The 19009-nt window shown below is 45.5% G+C and carries 19 protein-coding genes and 1 other RNA gene; 4 read left to right on the top strand and 16 right to left on the bottom strand.

Annotated features, from left to right (window positions below; genetic code table 11):
* Positions 1-14 precede the first annotated feature (14 nt).
* The 8 genes from mraY to rsmI form a co-directional block, all read right to left on the bottom strand.
* On the bottom strand, positions 15-1097 hold the full coding sequence (gene mraY, locus ITG10_RS10475; RefSeq protein WP_017629349.1) for a phospho-N-acetylmuramoyl-pentapeptide-transferase: 1083 nt from the start codon (positions 1095-1097) through the stop codon (positions 15-17).
* On the bottom strand, positions 1094-2467 hold the full coding sequence (gene murF, locus ITG10_RS10470) for a UDP-N-acetylmuramoyl-tripeptide--D-alanyl-D-alanine ligase (RefSeq protein ID WP_017629350.1): 1374 nt from the start codon (positions 2465-2467) through the stop codon (positions 1094-1096). The genes mraY and murF overlap by 4 nt, the downstream gene beginning before the upstream one ends.
* Positions 2467-3951, bottom strand: coding sequence for a UDP-N-acetylmuramoyl-L-alanyl-D-glutamate--2,6-diaminopimelate ligase (gene murE / locus ITG10_RS10465; protein ID WP_017629351.1), 1485 nt, complete (start codon positions 3949-3951; stop codon positions 2467-2469). Before murE ends, murF begins: the two co-directional genes overlap by 1 nt.
* 18 nt (positions 3952-3969) lie before the next feature.
* Positions 3970-5727 (bottom strand): penicillin-binding transpeptidase domain-containing protein, encoded by a 1758-nt coding sequence (locus tag ITG10_RS10460; protein WP_017629352.1) that lies wholly within the window; start codon positions 5725-5727, stop codon positions 3970-3972.
* Positions 5724-6041 carry a cell division protein FtsL gene (ftsL, locus tag ITG10_RS10455; protein ID WP_017629353.1) on the bottom strand — a complete coding sequence of 106 codons (318 nt, stop codon included), beginning with the start codon at positions 6039-6041 and terminating at the stop codon, positions 5724-5726. Before ftsL ends, ITG10_RS10460 begins: the two co-directional genes overlap by 4 nt.
* Positions 6042-6044: 3 nt before the next feature.
* Positions 6045-6995: a 16S rRNA (cytosine(1402)-N(4))-methyltransferase RsmH gene (rsmH, locus tag ITG10_RS10450; protein WP_017629354.1), complete on the bottom strand. Its 951-nt coding sequence runs from the start codon at positions 6993-6995 to the stop codon at positions 6045-6047.
* Between the two features lie 228 nt (positions 6996-7223).
* Positions 7224-7663, bottom strand: an RNA gene (rnpB, locus tag ITG10_RS10445) — RNase P RNA component class A.
* A gap of 203 nt (positions 7664-7866) precedes the next feature.
* A complete protein-coding gene (gene rsmI / locus ITG10_RS10440; RefSeq protein ID WP_017062903.1) occupies positions 7867-8733 on the bottom strand; it encodes a 16S rRNA (cytidine(1402)-2'-O)-methyltransferase in 867 nt (288 codons plus the stop codon).
* A gap of 61 nt (positions 8734-8794) precedes the next feature.
* On the opposite strand from rsmI, the gene ITG10_RS10435 reads away from it, so the two are divergent.
* Genes ITG10_RS10435 through ITG10_RS10420 form a run of 4 tightly spaced genes read left to right on the top strand, consistent with a single transcriptional unit; the run spans position 8795 to position 12212 of the window.
* A complete protein-coding gene (locus ITG10_RS10435; RefSeq protein WP_017629355.1) occupies positions 8795-10612 on the top strand; it encodes a penicillin-binding protein activator in 1818 nt (605 codons plus the stop codon).
* Positions 10599-10997 carry a YraN family protein gene (locus ITG10_RS10430; RefSeq protein ID WP_017629356.1) on the top strand — a complete coding sequence of 133 codons (399 nt, stop codon included), beginning with the start codon at positions 10599-10601 and terminating at the stop codon, positions 10995-10997. Before ITG10_RS10435 ends, ITG10_RS10430 begins: the two co-directional genes overlap by 14 nt.
* 2 nt (positions 10998-10999) lie before the next feature.
* Positions 11000-11590, top strand: a complete 591-nt coding sequence (locus ITG10_RS10425; RefSeq protein WP_010434705.1) for a phosphoheptose isomerase — start codon at positions 11000-11002, stop codon at positions 11588-11590.
* 16 nt (positions 11591-11606) lie between these two features.
* A complete protein-coding gene (locus ITG10_RS10420; protein WP_017629357.1) occupies positions 11607-12212 on the top strand; it encodes a BON domain-containing protein in 606 nt (201 codons plus the stop codon).
* Between the two features lie 261 nt (positions 12213-12473).
* On the opposite strand, the gene sspB is transcribed toward ITG10_RS10420, so the two are convergent.
* The 8 genes from sspB to zapE all read right to left on the bottom strand — a co-directional run bounded on the left by sspB (position 12474) and on the right by zapE (position 18812).
* Positions 12474-12968: a ClpXP protease specificity-enhancing factor gene (sspB, locus tag ITG10_RS10415; protein ID WP_164913282.1), complete on the bottom strand. Its 495-nt coding sequence runs from the start codon at positions 12966-12968 to the stop codon at positions 12474-12476.
* 5 nt (positions 12969-12973) lie between these two features.
* Positions 12974-13609, bottom strand: coding sequence for a stringent starvation protein SspA (sspA, locus tag ITG10_RS10410; protein ID WP_017629359.1), 636 nt, complete (start codon positions 13607-13609; stop codon positions 12974-12976).
* Positions 13610-13706: 97 nt separating this feature from the next.
* Positions 13707-14444 carry a cytochrome c1 gene (locus tag ITG10_RS10405; protein WP_017629360.1) on the bottom strand — a complete coding sequence of 246 codons (738 nt, stop codon included), beginning with the start codon at positions 14442-14444 and terminating at the stop codon, positions 13707-13709.
* Positions 14441-15706, bottom strand: coding sequence for a cytochrome bc complex cytochrome b subunit (locus tag ITG10_RS10400; protein ID WP_017629361.1), 1266 nt, complete (start codon positions 15704-15706; stop codon positions 14441-14443). Before ITG10_RS10400 ends, ITG10_RS10405 begins: the two co-directional genes overlap by 4 nt.
* Complete coding sequence (petA, locus tag ITG10_RS10395; RefSeq protein WP_004740757.1) at positions 15706-16296, bottom strand: ubiquinol-cytochrome c reductase iron-sulfur subunit; 591 nt, start codon at positions 16294-16296, stop codon at positions 15706-15708. The genes ITG10_RS10400 and petA overlap by 1 nt, the downstream gene beginning before the upstream one ends.
* Before the next feature lie 330 nt (positions 16297-16626).
* The gene (gene rpsI / locus ITG10_RS10390) at positions 16627-17019 is read right to left on the bottom strand and encodes a 30S ribosomal protein S9 (protein WP_004740758.1); all 393 of its coding nucleotides are present in this window, start codon (positions 17017-17019) and stop codon (positions 16627-16629) included.
* A 13-nt stretch (positions 17020-17032) separates the two neighbouring features.
* Positions 17033-17461 carry a 50S ribosomal protein L13 gene (gene rplM / locus ITG10_RS10385; protein ID WP_010434689.1) on the bottom strand — a complete coding sequence of 143 codons (429 nt, stop codon included), beginning with the start codon at positions 17459-17461 and terminating at the stop codon, positions 17033-17035.
* A gap of 247 nt (positions 17462-17708) precedes the next feature.
* Entirely contained in the window at positions 17709-18812 is a 1104-nt protein-coding gene (gene zapE / locus ITG10_RS10380) for a cell division protein ZapE (protein ID WP_017629362.1), read from the bottom strand.
* Between the last annotated feature and the right edge of the window lie 197 nt (positions 18813-19009).

Below are 19009 nucleotides of genomic sequence, written 5' to 3'. Positions count from 1 at the left end.
AGGCTCGCATAGGATTAACGAACTTTTAGTGTCGCTAGGCCAACCAGTACTAATACCATTGAGATGATCCAGAAGCGCACGATTACGCGCGGTTCAGGCCAACCTTTAAGCTCATAGTGGTGATGAATCGGCGCCATGCGGAAAATACGCTGGCCACGCAATTTGTAAGAACCCACCTGCAGGATTACTGACAAGGTCTCCATTACAAACACACCGCCCATGATAACCAGTACCAACTCTTGGCGAACCAACACAGCAATCACACCCAGTGCACCACCTAGTGCTAAAGAGCCAACATCGCCCATGAATACTTGTGCTGGGTAAGTGTTAAACCATAGGAAACCAAGGCCAGCACCCACGATAGCAGTACATACCACAACCAGTTCAGAGGTGTATGGGATGTATGGAATGTGTAGGTATGCCGCGAAGTTAACGTTACCCGTCGCCCAAGCGATAACAGCAAAGCCAGCCGCAACCATAACCGTTGGCATGATCGCCAAACCATCTAAGCCATCCGTTAGGTTTACCGCGTTACTGGTACCCACAATAACAAAGTAAGTTAGTACAATGTACAGTAAACCAAGCTGTGGCATCACATCTTTGAAGAAAGGAACAACCAATTGCGTTGCAGCGGTGTCGTGTCCGTGAGCATACAGAGCGAATGCCACGACCAATGCAATCGCTGATTGCCAGAAATACTTCCAACGCGCAATCAAGCCATCGGTGTTCTTACGAACAACTTTACGATAGTCATCAACAAAGCCAACCGCACCGTAGCCACCAAGCACAACCAACACAGCCCAAACGTAAGGGTTGGAAAGATCAGCCCACATCAATACTGTAATAATGATGGCAGCAAGGATCATCACACCACCCATGGTTGGCGTACCACGTTTGCTGAAGTGAGATTCTGGACCGTCATTACGAACAACTTGGCCAATTTGTAGCATTTGCAGACGCTCAATTAAACGAGGTCCAATCCACAGCGACAGACATAAAGCAGTCAAAATACTCGCGATTGCACGAAACGATAGGTATTCGAACAAACGGAAGAAAGAAAAGTGTGGCTGTAGTAGCTCTGCAAGCCAAATTATCATGAAAAGTTCTCCTTTAAAGCAGCGGCTATTTTACTCATTCCTGCACTATTCGCGCCTTTTACCAACAAGGTATGTGACGCGTTTTCTGGCAAGCTTAAGTGCTGCTCTATGTGCGCGATCATCGCTTGATGCGTTGCAAAGTGAGTCCCATTACAGACCTCACTAATCACCTTGGTATCATCACCGTAAGTGAGTACATGCTCAAAAGCGAATGGGGCAGCATATTCACCGACTTGACGGTGAAGTGCAAGGCTTTCGTCGCCTAATTCAGCCATATTGCCTAAAATCAACCAACGTTGACCTTTGAAGCTCGACAGCAATTTAGCTGCGGCCTTCATTGCAGGTACGCTGGCGTTATAACTGTCATCTATCAGCTTGATATTCTGACTTAATTGTTGAACCTCAACTCGACCTTTAACCGAGATAAGGTTTGCTAAACCGCTTTTTATTTCCTCAAGCGTGGCACCAAATTGAGTGCTTAACGCTGCAGCCGCCAACGCATTTGCCACGTTGTGCTGACCAATAATGCCAAGTTCGACTGCCATTGCACCTTGCGGAGTCTGCATATCAAAGCACGCTTCACCCTGCTCATTAATGCGAATATTCTTAGCAAAGTAATCCGCCTTGCTGTCGCTTTCTGAAAATGTCAGTACGCTTTTATCTGCAAGTACGTCATTCCAAAAATCACCACCGTTGCTTTCTAGATTAACAATAGCAGTATCACCGGCAGCAAGCCCCTGAAAGATTTCACCTTTCGCTTGCTTAACACCATCGATAGAACCAAAACCTTCTAAGTGCGCCGCAGCAACATTGTTCACCAAAGCAACCTGTGGTTTCACTAGGTGAGTGGTGTAAGCAATTTCACCGATATGGTTCGCGCCCAGTTCGATCACCGCATAGTCATCGCTTGGCTCACTGCGTAGCAGAGTTAGCGGTACACCAATATCATTATTGAAGTTACCCGCTGTAAACAGCACCTTGCCACGTTGTTGTAGAATACTGGCGACCATCTCTTTAACGGTCGTCTTGCCGCAGCTACCTGTAATCGCCATAGTTGGGACATTACATTGCTCGTGAATCCAAGCACTTAGCTGACCTAAAGCAAGTTTAGTGTCTTCAACAACAACTTGAGTAATATTTAGGTCAAGTTTTTGTTCGACTAACAACGCGCTCGCATTAGCCTCTACCGCTTGATGACAAAAGTCATGCGCATCAAAACGTTCACCAACAAGAGCAACAAACAGTGCACCTTCTTCAACAGTGCGAGTGTCAGTAGAAACCGCATTAATAACACTATTGCTCGACTTGCCAGCCTCAATCAGCTGACCGCTCACCGTTGAGCAGATCTGCTCGAGTGATACATCAATCATTATGAAATACCTAAAAGTTGTAGCGCAGACTCGCGATCTGAGTAATGGATCGTTTTGTCTTTCAATACTTGGTAATCCTCATGGCCTTTACCAGCCAAAAGAATAATGTCATTACTACCAGCCTGTTCTAGGGCAAACTTAACCGCTTGATAGCGATCGTGCTCGACGAATGCAGATTCAGGTTCGCTTAAGCCAGCTAGCATGTCTTTAACAATCAAAGCAGGATCTTCGCTGCGAGGATTGTCATCTGAAATAATAATTTTGTCGGCAAACTGCTCAGCCGTTACCGCCATCATTGGGCGCTTGCCGGTATCTCTATCACCACCGCAGCCAAAGATTGCCCATAGTTTTCCAGAGCAGTGAACTCGTAGTGCCGCCAATGCTTTTTCTAGAGCATCTGGCGTGTGCGCGTAATCGACAACGACTTTTGCTTTGCTCGGAACTTGGAACAGTTCCATGCGGCCAATCACAGGTTGCAGTTGAGGTGCTGTGTCGACCAAGATTTGCTTGTCGATGCCTAATGAAAGCAGAGTCGCGAAAGCAACCAATACATTTGATGCGTTGAACTGACCAATTAAAGGAACCGAAAGCTGGCCTTGCCCCCAACTACCATCAAAAGACATCTGAATACCTGTTTCTGCATAAGCGACATCAGAGGCCCACACCGACTGTTGGTAACCAGACAACGGAAGCAATGAAACCGCTATCGCATTGGACAAGTCTGGCATCCACGCTTTGCCGACCTCATCATCCACATTGATCACTGCATGTTTGCATTTGTGTTGAGTAAACAGGCTTTTCTTAGCCAATGCGTACTCTTCCATCGTGCCGTGGTAATCAAGGTGATCACGGCTCAGGTTAGTAAAGACACCAACCTCAAAATCCAACGCTTTTACTCGGCCTTGAACCAAACCATGAGAAGAGATTTCCATCGCGGTATAAACGGCGTTTTCTTCAGCCAACTCACTCAGTGTGCGCTGTATTTCAATCGCGCTGCCTGTGGTGTTAGTTGCTGTTTTTAGATTATCTAAGAAGCCATTACCTGTAGTGCCCATTACCGCAGAGCGTTGACCAACGAGATCAAGCCATTGAGCAATCAATTGAGTGATAGTGGTTTTGCCATTGGTCCCTGTAACGCCAATCAGATTGGTCGCTTGAGAAGAATAAACTCGGCCAGCCAGTTCAGAGAGAATTGAATTTAGCTCTGCTACATAAACAACAGGAACTGCATTTAACCACTCAACCAAGCCATGAGCTTTGTCATCACTAGCCTGTGCAATAACGGCTTTCGCACCTTGAGCGACGGCTTTGTCGATAAAGCGACGACCATCAATGGCATGCCCTACAATGGCAACAAAGATATCACCGTCCTTGATCGCACGGCTATCCAACTCCAACTGCTCAACAGCAATCGCATCTAGCTCAGAAGAACTGAAGTCTCCCCAAGGAGAAAGTAAAGATGACAGCGTGAGGCTATTACTCATATTGAATCCTGATTAGCTCTATTCTTGAAACTTGTTTTCATCAGCAGGGACATTAAGTATTTGCAGTGCACCCTTCATGATTTCAGAAAAAACGGGGGCAGCGACGGAACCGCCATAGTAAAGGTCGCCTTGAGGTTCGTTGACCACAACAACCAGCGCGACTCTTGGGTCACTAACTGGGGCAAAACCAGCGGTAATCGCAATGTATTCATCACTGTATCCGCCCGCTTCAGCCTTACGAGATGTACCCGTTTTGGCTGCTACTCGGTAACCTGGTACCGCAGCTCTTGTTGCCGTACCGCCTTTTTGGGTTACGCCTTCTAGCATATTCAAAACCAATTCCGCGTTCTCGCGCTTGATGATCTGCTTAGAAAAGTCTTGGTCGTTACTCTTAATAATATGAATTGGTTCATACATGCCTTTGTTTGCCAACGTCGCATAAGCATGCGCCAACTGCATCGGCGTCACTGACAAGCCATAACCGAATGATAAGGTAGCAATTTCAAACTTAGACCAACGACGTCGATTCGGGAAAATACCACTGGTTTCACCGATTAAGTTCAGACCAGACATCTCACCCAAACCAACTGAGCTATACATTCCAAGCAAGGCTTCAAGTGGCATGTTAAGTGCCAATTTCGCCACACCGATGTTACTCGACTTCTTGAGGATCAAAGCCAAGTCAGCCTTACCCACTTTAGAAGAGTCTCGTACACGGCTACCACCGATCTGCATAATGCCGTTGCCAGTATCAATAACGATATCTGGGTCTGCGGTACCGTTCTCTAAGGCTGCCAAAACCACAAACGGTTTTACTGTAGAGCCGGGCTCCATCGCATCGGTCAGCACGCGGTTACGCATTTTAAAACTTTGTAAGTCAGCACGATTGTTCGGGTTGTATGAAGGGGCATTAACCATAGCCAACACGGCACCGGTTTTTACATCTAATAAAATCGCAGAGCCAGAAGTCGCCTTATGATCGGCCACGGCCTGCTTAATTGCTCGATACGCAATGGCTTGTAATCGTTGATCGATCGTTAATTCAAGAGGCTTACCCTCTTCACGCTCTTCTAGAGCAATGTTTTCAACAACACGCCCGTAACGGTCTTTACGGATAGTTCGCTTACCCGCCTCGCCCGTTAGCCATTTATCATAGCTGCGCTCAACGCCTTCTAGGCCGTGACCATCTATTCCGGTCACACCAATAAGGTGCGCACTGACTTCGCCTGCTGGGTAGTAACGTCGAGATTCAGCTTTAAGGCCAACGCCCACTAGCTTTAGCTCACGAATATACTTAGCCATTGCAGGGCTAACTTGTCTTTGCAGGTAAATAAATCGACGGGATTTGTTGCTAGAGATCTTATCGATCATCGATTGACGTTCTAGACCAAGTACATCGGCTAGCGCATACCAACGATCAATCTGAGCCATGCCATTTTTATCGAAAATGGTCTTAGGATCGGCCCATACCGCTTCTACCGGAACACTGACGGCAAGCGGTTCGCCATTGCGGTCAGAGATAATACCGCGAGCGGAAGGAATAGCTTTGACACGTACCGAGCGAAGGTCGCCCTGACGAATTAAGTTATCTGGTTCAATGATTTGGATGTAAGCCACACGACCTACGAGTGCAGCAAAGGCAAGAAACACGAAAGCAATAACAACGTTAAAACGCCATTTAATCAGAATGGGATCCGAATCCTTTTCGCTCTTCACACGCTCTTTCGTTGATTTCTTAACGGTTTTCGCGGCTGCTTTTTCCTTTTTACCGGTCATTTCAGTGTGATCACAACTTCTTTGTCAGAGTCTGGACGTTTCATGTCTAGCTCTCGTTTTGCCGATGCTTGAACGCGGCTGTGTTCAGCCAAAGCCGTCTCTTCAAGCATTAAATTTCGCCACTCATCATCAAGCTGTTCTCGCTCCACTAATGCCATATCTTTTTGCGTAATAGCCTGACGTGACATATGTGTCGTAAGAACGACCCCCATCGCACTCGCAAAGATACAGATAAGAAGCACCAATGGGACCTTGCCCGCGGAGATCAAATCAAAAAATATTATCTTGGCTAAGTTTGGTTTGGAGGTCTTCATTGACTATAGCTTTTCTGCGATTCGTAATACTGAGCTACGTGAACGAGTATTCTCATCCACTTCGCCTTTCGATGGTTTGATCGCTTTACCTACTGGCTTAAGATCTGCACTGCCTAGCGCTTTGATCTGCTCTTCAGTCAAAGGCAAGCCGTGTGGAACTTGAGGGCCTTGGCTCTCTTTACGGATAAAGCGTTTCACCATACGGTCTTCAAGTGAGTGGAAGCTGATAACAGACAAACGGCCTTCTGGAGCAAGAATGCTTGCCGCGCCTTTTAGTGCTGTATCAATCTCTTCAAGTTCACTGTTGATGTAAATGCGGAATGCTTGGAAAGCACGTGTCGCTGGGTGCTTTTTCTCTTTGAAGCTTTTTGGTGCTACATCAGAGATCAACTTAGCCAACTGGCCAGTACGCGTTAGCGGTTCGTTCTCTTCGTTTTCTTGATAAGCAATGATGCCTTTCGCGATACGGCGAGCGTGTTTATCTTCACCGAACTCACGAATAACCCATGTGATGTCATCTAGGTCTGCTTCAACTAACCACTGAGAAACAGGGATGCCTGACGTTGGATCCATACGCATATCAAGCGGGCCATCTTTCATAAAGCTAAAGCCACGCTCAGCGTCATCTAACTGTGGTGAAGAAACACCTAAATCCAGTAAAACGCCATCCACTTGACCGACTAAGTCGTAACGCTCTGCATATTCAGCCATACCTGAGAAAGGGCCGTGAATAATAGTAAAACGAGGATCATCAATCTTTTGCGCTTCTGCAATCGCTTGTGGATCGCGGTCGATACTAAAGAGTCGTCCATTCTCGCCCAGTTTAGACAGGATTGTACGGCTGTGACCACCACGGCCAAAAGTACCATCGATGTAAGTACCGTCAGGTTTGATCGCAAGTCCGTCAATAGATTCGTTAAGCAATACTGAAATATGTTTGAATGCTTCTGTCATAGTCTTCTCAGTGAGTGGATTGAGCCAATAGTTCGGCAATAATTTGTTCTGTTAACGTTTTAGTGTACTGATTTCGCGCTGTATCTCCACCATATTGTGTATAGGCTTTGGGAATTTTTGACCCAAGCTCATATCAGGATGAAGGATTCTAAGGAAATCTAAATAATTTACGTCAATATAAAGCAAAAAACCCATCACTACCGTTAAGTAATGATGGGTTCTTTAGATAGGTGGAGTTGACACATACGCCGGGTTCTGTTCCGCTTGCGCGGCGGTAACCATTCGTCTAGGCCTGCAATCGCTCACAGGCTCAAGCAATCTACCCGCCCCCATACGCGAGCAACGCAATGTGAGGGCCTATTTGATCTTGCTCCGGGTGGAGTTTACCTTGCTACGAACTGTTGCCAGTCGCACGGTGCGCTCTTACCGCACCCTTTCAGCCTTACCTGTGCCTCTTCCGAAGAAATGAGGCCATCGGCGGTCTTCTCTCTGCTGCACTTGTCGTGGGCTCGCGCCCCCCAGACGTTATCTGGCACCCTGCTCTATGGAGCCCGGACGTTCCTCCCCTCTGCCAGTCTCCCGAAGGACTTCAACGTCAGTTTCCCGAAGGACCTCAACGTCAGTCTCCCGAAGGACATCAGCAAAGCAGCGATTACCCGTTCAACTCCGAGGGCGGATTGTATAGAGATTAGAGTGCAGTGTCTAGCGAGATCACAAATATGCTGCAAACCGCTAAGTAAACGCATGAATTTCACACAATCCAGACAAAAAAAGAGGAATGAAGGGACTACCCTCATTCCTCACAAGCTTTGAAATAGCGCTCTGGCAACTTATCCACTGAGCGACTATTTAGTTATATAGTTATTCAGCGTTAACCATCTAGGTGCTCAAGGCCCCACTTGTATAACGCGTTCTTTTTCAGGTTGTAGATTTCTGCAGTCATTGCCGCCGCTTTTTTAAGAGGTAACTCTTTGGTTAGGATACCCAGCGTACGAGTCGCTTCGTCTGGCAGTTCTGTACTCGCTTCTTCACGGTGACCATGAATCAGTAACACCATCTCACCGCGCTTACGGTTCGAATCTTCTTCAATCCACTCAATAAGCTCACCCAATGGCAATCCTTGAATGGTTTCGAAGGTCTTAGTCAGCTCACGCGCCAATACCACTTCGCGGTCTGGGCCTAAGATCTCAAGCATGTCTTGTAGAGAGTCAGAAATGCGGTGTGGTGATTCGTAGAAGATACACGTGCGTTCTGCTTTCGCGATCTCTAGGAACTTATCTTTACGACCTTTGCTCTTTGGCGGTAAAAAGCCTTCAAAGCTGAAACGATCAGACGGTAAACCAGACGCACTCAACGCCGTAATCACTGCACAAGCACCAGGAAGTGGCACAACTCTCACACCCGCTTGACGACATTGTGATACAAGATGGTAACCTGGGTCACTGATTAAAGGTGTACCCGCATCAGAGACTAATGCGATAGACTGACCTTCTAATAACCTTTCGACTAGAACTTGCGCTTTAGTTTGTTCATTATGATCATGTAAAGCGAACGTTCTGGTTGATATATTGAAGTGAGCAAGCAGCTTACCCGTGTGGCGTGTGTCTTCGGCTGCAATAACATCGACACTTGATAAAATTTCAATTGCTCTTTGAGTGATATCTCCCAAATTTCCGATTGGGGTTGGCACAATGTAGAGAGTTGGGCTCTCTGTGAGCAAGGTTTTGTTATCTGTCATTTGTTTACCATCACTTCAACGATTAATATAGATACAAATTTATACGGAATTTAAAGAACTCATGGCAACGATGAACCATAAGAGACTCAGTGTACCACGCTTACTAACTCCAATTGCATTAGCAATTACATTGGCGGCTTGTTCTTCAGGTCCTCAAGCACCAACGAGCGTTGATATTACACTAGATCCAGCGCAATCAACTGAAAGTTACATGATGCAGGCGGATAGTAGCAAAGGAAGTCTACAAAACGACTGGTTAATCATGGCGCTTAAGTCTTCTGTGCAAGCTGGGAAAACCGATCAAGCAACGCTGCTTATCAAACGCTTAGCAAAACAAGAGCTCACTGAAGTTCAACAAGCGGAATGGCAATTAGCTCGCGCTCAGCTGTTAGTCAATAACTCACAGCCTGATCAAGCTTATAGCCAACTGAATTTCCAACCTTGGTGGAAACTGCCTAACGAACAGTGGAAAGATTATCACGAGCTACGCGCGAACATCTCAGAGATGAAGAGTGAGTATTTCGAGGCAAGCCGTGAATTAGTGCTCTATTCAGAGTACCTAGACGCTGATGAAGAGCTTCAACAGCAAACTGCCGACCGTATTTGGCAAAACCTGAATAGCTACTCTCAATACGAGATTCTAGAACTGAAAACATCGCCGACAGAAGATGTGCTTTCAGGCTGGTTGCAACTGGCTATCTACATGAAGACGCTGAACTCGAATTTACCAAACCTACAGGAAACCCTGTCGGATTGGTTAGCAGAGAACCCTCAGCATCCTGCTGCTACTTACACACCTCAAGCGATCACCGACATCTTGGCGCTAGAGATCAGCAAGCCAACTAGCACTGCACTGTTGCTGCCGCTAACGGGTAAATACGGTAAGCAAGCACAACTGGTACGTGATGGCTTCATCTTTGCGATGATGAACGACAAAGAACGCGAAGAAGATGCAACGCTGACAGTAATGGATACCAACGTGCAAAGTGCCGCTGAGATCAAAGCGACACTGGAAGAGAACAACGTTGATTTCATTGTTGGCCCGCTGATTAAGAGCAACATCACTAAACTTCAGCAAGCACAGAAAAACCACGAGAACTCGATTCCAGCTTTAGCTCTGAACATTCCAACTCAACTAGAGCCTGATACCAATATTTGCTATCTCGCTCTATCGCCTGAACAAGAAGTAGCTCAAGCAGCGAAGCATCTTTTTGCTCAAGGCTACAAGTATCCGCTTATCCTTGCTCCAAAAGGACGTCTCGGTGATCGCGTTGAACAAGCGTTTAAAGAAGAGTGGAAAAAATACAGCAGCAACGATGTAGCAATCAGCTTCTTCTCAGACAAGCGTCAACTACAGCGTAATGTGAATCAGGTATTCGGTTTACAAGAGAGCCAACAACGTATCGCTCAAATGGACGGTCTACTTAACCTTGATCTAGAAACTGAGCCGCGCAGCCGTCGTGACATCGATTCAGTTTACATTGTGGCTAAGAACTCAGAGCTAACGTTGATCAAGCCTTTCATTGAAGTGGCGATTAACCCAGATGCTAGCCAGCCTGCTCTGTTCTCGAACTCACGCAGTAACAGTGGTGATAAGCAGTATGAAGACCTGACAGGTGTATTCTACAGCGACATCCCACTATTGGTTGAGAACAAGAACGAGCTTAACAAAGAGCTAAACGACCTATGGCCTTCATACTCAAATGGCCAAAAACGTCTGCAAGCACTTGGAATGGATGCTTACTACCTAATGGATGCTCTTCCACAGATGAAGGCAGTTCAGGGTTACAGTATTCCAGGTGAAACAGGTGTGCTCACTATCGACAACAACTGTGTTGTTCAACGTGAAATCAGCTGGGCAGAGCATGGGGCTTTTTAGCCGAACGTTCTTAGCGAAACCAACTATCACCCACAAACAGGTGGGTGATAAATACGAGGCCGTGGCAAAATCTTATCTGATTAACCACGGTTTATCGTTAATTCAAGAAAACTTCATAGCAAAATGTGGCGAGATTGATCTTATAATGCGCCATAACAACACGATTGTGTTTGCCGAGGTAAAATACCGCAAGCAAACCCGCTACGGACATGCCGCAGAAATGGTGACAGCCAAGAAGTCACAGAAGCTACTCAAAACAGCTAATATTTGGCTGATGCAGCAAGGCCTGTCGGTGCACTCTACAGATTTCAGATTTGATATCGTTGCCATTGAAGGGCCGAATGACAATATCAATTGGATTCAAAACGCGATTACCCAAGGATAAACATGCTAGACAGCATTAAAGAAAGTTTTACAGAAAGTATTCAAATCCAAATTGCGGCTGCAGAAGCACTGCCAGACGCAATCACGCATGCCGCTCAAGCCATGGTTGCAACCTTGCTTAACGGAAACAAAATTCTTTGTTGTGGTAATGGTGGTTCGGCGTCGAATGCTCAGCAATTTGTATCGTGCCTACTTAATCGCTTTGAAACCGAGCGCCCTAGCCTTCCAGCGATGGCGCTAATGGCAGACAACACCACGCTAACGGCAGTTGCTAACGACTACCACTATGAAGAGATCTTCTCTAAGCAGGTACGTGCGTTTGGTCAAACTGGCGATATCCTGTTAGCTATCTCTACCAGCGGTAACAGCAAGAACATCATCAAGGCAATGGAAGCGGCAGTAACTCGTGACATGACGATCATCGCCTTTACGGGTAAAGATGGTGGTGAAATGGCAGGTTTACTTGGTGAACACGATGTCGAAATTCGTATCCCTTCACACCGTACCGCGCGCATTCATGAAGTACACATGGTGACACTGCACTGCCTATGTGACCTAATCGATCAAGTACTCTTCCCTGCTCACGAAGAGTGATATACGGAGCATCACAATGAAATCATTAACCCCTATGAGGCTGTTTAAGCTGATTAGTGTTTCGCTACTTACACTGTCCCTATCTGGTTGTGCTGGCATTTTCATTGCTGGTGCAGCAACCACTGCAAACCTAGTCACGGACACTCGAACCACTAAAGAGATTTGGAACGACAACAATATCGAATTTGAAGTCGCGGCCATCACCAACAAACAACCTTACCGTGGCAATGTTCGCATCACAGCGAGCTCTTACCGAGGTTCAGTTGTACTGATGGGACAAGCGACCACAGACGCCGAGCGCCGTGCTTTTGAAAGCCAAGCTAAAGATGTAGCTGGTGTAGAGAGCATCCACAATCAGGTTCGAGTTAAACAACCATTGTCTATCAGTGCCATCAGTAACGACAGTTGGATTACTACTAAGGTGAAATCTGCACTACTGGCTAATGCTGAGTTAAATGGTATTAAAGTGAAGGTAATTACTGAGGATTCAGAGGTCTTCCTGCTTGGACTAGTTTCTCGCGAGCATGCGGATATCGCAACCGAAGTGGCTCGCAATGTCTCTGGTGTAAAACAGGTGATCCGAGCGTTTGAATATGGTGAAGAAGAGACAGCCGTTAACTAGCGTTTTATTTGAAGGCTTGTAGAAAGCAGCGTATTGCACAAAAAGAAAAAGCAGCGACGAGTCGCTGCTTTTTTATTTGGTTCGTTATGTAATACCAATCGTAGTAAATAACTGGTCACCCTAGCTTGTTAAAAAACTTGATAACTGCGTTAAAATTTTTGATTGTAGAATAACTACTTACCAAAAAATTCTACCTTGCTCTCAAGCTTTTTTCCTGCGCTATCTTTGATCACTTACTTACTGTGATTGGTATAGCTACCATTATTTGATAACACGAAGGCTTGGGCGACCTTTTGCTGGACGAGGTGGCTCAGGGTCTGAGTCTGGCTCTTCAGCATCTACGTCTGCCGTTGCTACGCTCAAAGATGGGCCTTTTTCTGGTTCTTCAAAAGGAGTTTCTTCAATCCCTTCTTCAAACGCTTCCATGTAAGCCTCTTCAGGTTCAAACATGGTGCCAGCACCGTTCTCACGAGCGTAAATCGCTTGTACTGCGTAAAGTGGCACGATCACAGAGTGTGGGCGACCACTAAAGCGTGCACTAAACGTCACAGCTTCGTTACCCAGTTCAAGTTGTCCAACAGCACGAGGCGCGATGTTCAGAATGATCTGACCATCTTGAACAAACTCTTCTGGTACTCGCACACCCGGTAATGTTGCTTCAACAACAAGGTGAGGAGTCAATTCGTTATCAACCAGCCAATCGTAAAATGCACGAAGCATGTATGGACGGCGTGGTGTCATATTTGAAATATCCATAACGCTTAGCGAACGAGTCGCATCTCGCGCTCAGCTTCAGTTAGAGAAGCTAGGAATGAATCACGTTCAAATACGCGGTTCATGTAAACTTTAAGTTCTTTAGAACCAGGGCCAATCAGTTCAATACCAAGCTCAGGTAAACGCCATAGTAGCGGAGCTAGGTAGCAATCAATTAGGCTAAACTCTTCGCTCATGAAGTATTCATACTCAGCGAAGATTGGTGCAAGAGTCAGTAGGTCGTTGCGTAATTTAACGCGAGCTGCTTCAGATTCTTCAGCGTTGCCTTTAACGATCTTCTCTGCAACTGAATACCAGTTACGCTCAATGCGGTACATCATTAGACGACTGTTACCACGAGCAACCGGGTATACAGGCATCAATGGTGGATGAGGAAAACGCTCATCTAGGTATTCCATGATGATCTTTGAGTCGTATAGAGCAAGCTCACGATCAACAAGAGTTGGTACTGATTTGTACGGGTTCAGTTCAACAAGCTCTGCTGGTAGATTTTTCTCATCAACCAACTCAACTTCAACACTTACGCCTTTTTCAGCAAGAACGATGCGCACCTGATGGCTATACATATCAGAAGCACTTGAGAAAAGAGTCATTACAGAACGTTTATTGGCAGCTACAGCCATGGAGCCCTCCAGTACACTTTAAATAAAAACAATGGAGGCCTAAAGCCTCCATTGAACATTAACATAATTTGGGAATTAGCACGGTATTATAGCACAATTAGTGCACATCACGCCAATACTCTTTCTTAAGCAAAATCACGATGATAGTGAAGATGACTAAGAAGGCCATTACCCACCAACCCATAGCGTGACGCTCAAGTTGAACAGGGTCGCCTGAGTAAACCAAAAAGTTAACAAGGTCACGAACCGCTTCGTCGTATTCACCGGAACTTAGTTCACCAGAACCGTCAGTTTCAGTACCAACAACCACAGTTACCTCTTCACCATCTACCATGTGAGTATCGTAGATTGGTGTCGGGATACCTTGCAGCTCTTCAAGAACGTGCGGCATACCAACACTTGGGAAAACAATGTTGTTCACACCAAATGGACGTGATGGATCTTCATAGAAAGTACGAAGATACGTGTATAGCCAATCGGCACCACGAACACGAGCAACCAAGGTTAGGTCAGGTGGCGGAGCACCAAACCAACTTGCCGCTTGCTCTGAAGGCATCGCGTTAACCATCAAGCTACCGATTTTCGCTTCAGGGTCGAAAATTAGGTTTTCCTTCATTAGATCAACTGGGATCTCTAAATCATTCGCAACACGTTCATAGCGCTGGTACTGCGTTGAGTGACAAGCAAAACAGTAGTTCATGAACATCTTAGCGCCATTTTGCAATGAAGCTTTATCTGTTAAGTCGTTGTTTGCTTTGTCTAATGGTACGTTTGCACCCGCTGCCATCGCCAATGACGGCAACATAGCAAATAAAATTACAATCCACTTTTTCATTTGAATGTCACCCTTTCTGGTAATGGTTTCGTCGCTTCATTTTTACTGTAGAACCACAGTAGAACGAAGAACATGAAGTAACCTAAGCTAAAGATTTGAGCTAGTAGCGTGTATGTTGGCGTTGCTGGAAGCGCACCAAGTACACCAAGCGCAATAAAGCTTATTGTGAATTGGATGATGTTAATCAAATGCAGTTTGCTACGGTAACGGTAAGAGCGCACTTTACAACGGTCGAACCATGGCAGTAGGAATAGCACAACAATCGAAGCGCCCATTGCTACTACACCTAGCAGCTTATCAGGAACAGCACGAAGTACAGCGTAGAACGGCGTGAAGTACCAAACTGGAGCAATGTGCTCTGGTGTTTTCAGTGGGTTTGCAGCTTCAAAGTTAGGCGGCTCAAGGAAGTATCCACCCATCTCTGGGTTAAAGAACAGCACATAACAGAACAAGAATAGGAAACCAGCAACACCTACCATATCTTTCACAGTCCCGTATGGGTGGAAAGGAATAGAGTCGATGATGTCGTATTTCTTAGTGTAATCCTTGTGGAATGGGAACTGAGTTTTGTAGTCGTCGCCCATTGTGCCTTTCGGAAGCTTAGTCTCGATACCGTCTGGGTTATTCGAACCCACTTCGTGCAGAGCCAGTACGTGAAGTACGATAAGCAGCAGAAGAACAATTGGTAGTGCGATAACGTGCAGTGCGAAGAAACGGTTCAGCGTTGCACCAGAGATGATGTAGTCACCACGGATCCAAAGCGTTAGGTCATCACCGATAACAGGGATCGCACCAAACAGAGAAATGATTACCTGAGCACCCCAGTAAGACATTTGACCCCATGGTAGTAAGTAACCCATGAAAGCCTCAGCCATAAGCACTAAGAAGATCAACATACCGAAGATCCAAAGTAGCTCACGAGGTTTTTGGTAAGAACCGTAAATTAGACCACGGAACATGTGCAAGTAGATAACAACGAAGAATGCCGAAGCGCCCGTCGAGTGCATGTAACGTAGTAGCCAGCCGTATTCCACATCACGCATGATGTATTCAACAGAAGCAAATGCACCGTCGCCAGACGGTACGTAGTTCATTGTCAGCCAAATACCTGTAAGGATTTGGTTAACTAACACCAACATTGCCAAAGAACCGAAAAGGTACCAAAAGTTAAAGTTCTTAGGCATTGGGTATTCAGATAAGTGCTTTTTGTAAGCATTCATCGCGGGTATACGTTTTTCTACCCAGTCTAGTAGTCCTTGCATTATGCATCTCCCTCGTCAATACCGATAAGGATCTTGGTGTCGCTTAAATACATATGCTTTGGCACAACAAGGTTCAACGGTGCAGGTACGCCTTGGAATACTCGACCAGCCATATCAAATTTCGAACCATGACACGGACAGAAGAAACCAGACTTAACACCCTGAACTTGTTCTGCAAAAGAATCTGGCAGGTAAGTTGGAGAACAACCTAAGTGCGTACAGAAACCAACAGCAACGAAGAATTCCGGCTTAATTGAACGGAATTCGTTCTGTGCGTATTCAGGTTGTTGTTCAGCTTCAGATTGAGGGTCACGAAGTTGACCACCAATAGACTTTAGGTTTTCTAATACCGATTCAGCACGGCGTACAACCCATACAGGTTTACCTTGCCACTCGACACGAACCATTTGTCCCGGTTCCAACTTACTGACTTCCACTTCCACCGGCGCGCCCGCAGCTTTCGCCTTGGCACTCGGATTCCATGATTTAATAAAAGGCACGGCTACAGCAGCTGCTCCTAAACCACCAACAACGGCTGTTGTTGCGGTTAAGAAACGCCTGCGACCGTTATTTAAAGGCGCGTTGCTCATCCAAACATTCTCCCATTTGCTCCTTATGGATTGAAATTATTCCGATTAAAGAGCATGGCTAACAAAATATGTATTTAGTTCTATTTATTGACGGCAAATGATAAATAAAACCCTACTTTTTGACAAGATAAAGCTACCTTTTTGTAACAATCATGAGGCAAAGCGCACATTGGGTTACAAAAGCTTTCAAAATATAAGAATTTGGAAATAAAACGAGGGAGGGAAAGCGTTTAGCGGGGGTATAAAAACAAAAAGCCCGGCATATAGCCGAGCTTTGAACCACAATTCCAGTAATAAAACTGGGGGCGTGTACTTTTTCGTAAAGAAAAATTAACGCTTAGAGAATTGAGGTTTACGACGTGCTTTACGTAGACCAACTTTCTTACGTTCAACGCAACGAGCGTCACGAGTAACGTAGCCAGCTGCACGTAGAGCAGGACGTAGAGTTTCATCGTACTCCATAAGAGCGCGAGTGATACCGTGGCGGATTGCGCCAGCTTGACCAGAAATACCACCACCAGAAACAGTGATGTAAAGGTCAAGTTTCTCAGTTAGTTCAACTAGCTCAAGAGGTTGCTTAACAACCATACGAGAAGTTGGACGACCGAAGTAAACATCAAGGCTACGCTTGTTGATTACGATCTCACCAGAGCCTGGTTTGATGAAAACACGAGCTGCTGAGCTTTTGCGACGACCAGTGCCGTAGTATTGATTCTCTGCCATTTTCATAATCCCCTTAGATGTCTAGTACTTGTGGCTGTTGAGCAACATGGTTGTGCTCAGTACCAGCGTACACTTTAAGCTTACGGTACATCGCGCGGCCTAGAGGACCACGTGGAAGCATACCTTTAACTGCTAGTTCTAGAACCATTTCTGGTTTCTTAGCAATTAGCTTTTCAAAAGTGATAGTTTTAAGACCACCTGGGAACTCAGAGTGACGGTAGTAAACCTTACCCTTAGCTTTGTTACCAGTTACAGCAACTTTCTCAGCGTTAACAACGATGATGTAATCACCAGTGTCTACGTGAGGAGTGTATTCTGCTTTGTGCTTGCCGCGTAGGCGAGAAGCGATTTCACTTGCTAGACGGCCAAGAGTTTTGCCTTCAGCGTCTACAACATACCAGTCGCGTTTTACAGTTTCTGGTTTAGCAACGAAAGTTTTCATGCTAATAATTACCTATTTAAAAAATTTACACTTAAGGAATACTCGCGTATTCCCACTGTCTAAGAGTTACCATTCATCACCCCTTCGAGTGTTGGAAAACTCTTGGCATAACGTGATTTTACTCATCGCTAGAGGCCCGCAGTAACGGTAGGTCGCAGGATTATAGAGAAGAGCGAAGAAAAAATCACCTCTTTTTGAACAAAATCACGATTTTTTTAATTCTATTTCTTATTCGAGATAATCAGAGCTAACTTAAGTGTTCTTTTGCCAAATATTCATGGCTCTGCATTTCGATTAAACGCGACTGACAACGTTTAAATTCAAACTCTAGCTGGCCATGGGTATACAGTTTTTCTAGCTCAACTTCCGCTGAAATAATCAATTTCACATTACGCTCGTAGAACTCATCTACCAACGCAATAAAACGTCTAGCTGCGTCATCTGAAGTCGCGCCCATTTGCAGTACATCAGCCAACAGAACGGTATGGTAAACACGTGAGAGCTCAATGTAGTCATTCTGGCTACGAGCCGACTGACAAAGCTGAGCAAAAGTACCATGCAGTACGCCATCGCTCGCTTCAACGACATCCAGTTGACGGTGGTTAACCTCGATCTGCTTAAGCTTCTCTTTATCTTCACCGACTAACTGTGCGTAATATTTTTCTAGGTTGATATTCGCTTGGCTATCCAACGGGTAATGATAAATTTCAGCCTGCTCTAAGGTACGTAGACGATAATCAATGCCGCTATCAACATTAAGAATATGGCAGTTATCTTGAATCAGCTTAATTGCAGGTAAGAAACGCGCGCGTTGCAAACCGTTACGATACAGATCTGCCGGCGGAATGTTTGAGGTTGCCACCAAGATAACGTTACGAGCGAATAACTCTTGGAACAAAGTTCCTAGGATCATGGCATCCGTAATATCGGAAACAAAGAATTCATCGAAGCAGATAATATCCGCCTCTTCTTTCAATTTATCCGCGACCAAAGGCAATGGTTCGCTAACGTTACCTAATCCCTTCAACTCATCATGCACTCGATACATAAAGCGGTGAAAGTGAACACGCATTTTTTTAGTGGTCGGTAGGGCATCGTAGAACGTATCCATTAGATAAGTTTTACCGCGCCCTACACCGCCCCAAAAATAGAGACCTTTCGGTGGTTGTGGCAGTTCTGGCTTTTTACCCATTAATTTCTGGAATCGAGTCAGTTGAGGAATGGGCGTATTCATGTAATCTTGGAATTGATGAAAGAGTTCATCTAAAGATTTAACTGCTTGCTCTTGTGCTGGATCTCTTTGAAATCCATGTTCTTTTATATCTTGTTCGTATTTTTTGACGGGATTCATGACGACATTTCCACAATGAAAGCGATATTCAGACAGCAAATAAAAATGGGCTCAGACAGTACGATAGATTAAGTAATGCGGTGAATAATGCAGCACTAAACTGCTAACTAGCGCACACGCATTTCTCTTTATACTGCGGCTCTCTCATAGTACCATGGAGCCGTAGCACGTGTAACTAAGCAGTAACAAACATGTTA

The sequence above is a fragment of the Vibrio sp. ED004 genome (assembly GCF_023206395.1).
Lineage (GTDB): Bacteria > Pseudomonadota > Gammaproteobacteria > Enterobacterales > Vibrionaceae > Vibrio.
The sequence above is the reverse complement of the archived record's forward strand: the minus strand, read 5'-3'. Positions and strand labels throughout refer to the sequence as shown.

Coding starts and splice junctions, on each gene's coding strand:
- rsmH (WP_017629354.1), bottom strand. CDS start 6,995: ATGACAGAAGCATTCAAACATATTTCAGTATTGCTTAACGAATCTATT.
- ITG10_RS10460 (WP_017629352.1), bottom strand. CDS start 5,727: ATGACCGGTAAAAAGGAAAAAGCAGCCGCGAAAACCGTTAAGAAATCA.
- sspA (WP_017629359.1), bottom strand. CDS start 13,609: ATGGCTGTAGCTGCCAATAAACGTTCTGTAATGACTCTTTTCTCAAGT.
- sspB (WP_164913282.1), bottom strand. CDS start 12,968: ATGGATATTTCAAATATGACACCACGCCGTCCATACATGCTTCGTGCA.
- rsmI (WP_017062903.1), bottom strand. CDS start 8,733: ATGACAGATAACAAAACCTTGCTCACAGAGAGCCCAACTCTCTACATT.
- ITG10_RS10430 (WP_017629356.1), top strand. CDS start 10,599: ATGGGGCTTTTTAGCCGAACGTTCTTAGCGAAACCAACTATCACCCAC.
- ITG10_RS10435 (WP_017629355.1), top strand. CDS start 8,795: ATGGCAACGATGAACCATAAGAGACTCAGTGTACCACGCTTACTAACT.
- rpsI (WP_004740758.1), bottom strand. CDS start 17,019: ATGGCAGAGAATCAATACTACGGCACTGGTCGTCGCAAAAGCTCAGCA.
- murF (WP_017629350.1), bottom strand. CDS start 2,467: ATGATTGATGTATCACTCGAGCAGATCTGCTCAACGGTGAGCGGTCAG.
- rplM (WP_010434689.1), bottom strand. CDS start 17,461: ATGAAAACTTTCGTTGCTAAACCAGAAACTGTAAAACGCGACTGGTAT.
- ITG10_RS10405 (WP_017629360.1), bottom strand. CDS start 14,444: ATGAAAAAGTGGATTGTAATTTTATTTGCTATGTTGCCGTCATTGGCG.
- petA (WP_004740757.1), bottom strand. CDS start 16,296: ATGAGCAACGCGCCTTTAAATAACGGTCGCAGGCGTTTCTTAACCGCA.
- ITG10_RS10425 (WP_010434705.1), top strand. CDS start 11,000: ATGCTAGACAGCATTAAAGAAAGTTTTACAGAAAGTATTCAAATCCAA.
- murE (WP_017629351.1), bottom strand. CDS start 3,951: ATGAGTAATAGCCTCACGCTGTCATCTTTACTTTCTCCTTGGGGAGAC.
- ftsL (WP_017629353.1), bottom strand. CDS start 6,041: ATGAAGACCTCCAAACCAAACTTAGCCAAGATAATATTTTTTGATTTG.
- ITG10_RS10420 (WP_017629357.1), top strand. CDS start 11,607: ATGAAATCATTAACCCCTATGAGGCTGTTTAAGCTGATTAGTGTTTCG.
- ITG10_RS10400 (WP_017629361.1), bottom strand. CDS start 15,706: ATGCAAGGACTACTAGACTGGGTAGAAAAACGTATACCCGCGATGAAT.
- zapE (WP_017629362.1), bottom strand. CDS start 18,812: ATGAATCCCGTCAAAAAATACGAACAAGATATAAAAGAACATGGATTT.
- mraY (WP_017629349.1), bottom strand. CDS start 1,097: ATGATAATTTGGCTTGCAGAGCTACTACAGCCACACTTTTCTTTCTTC.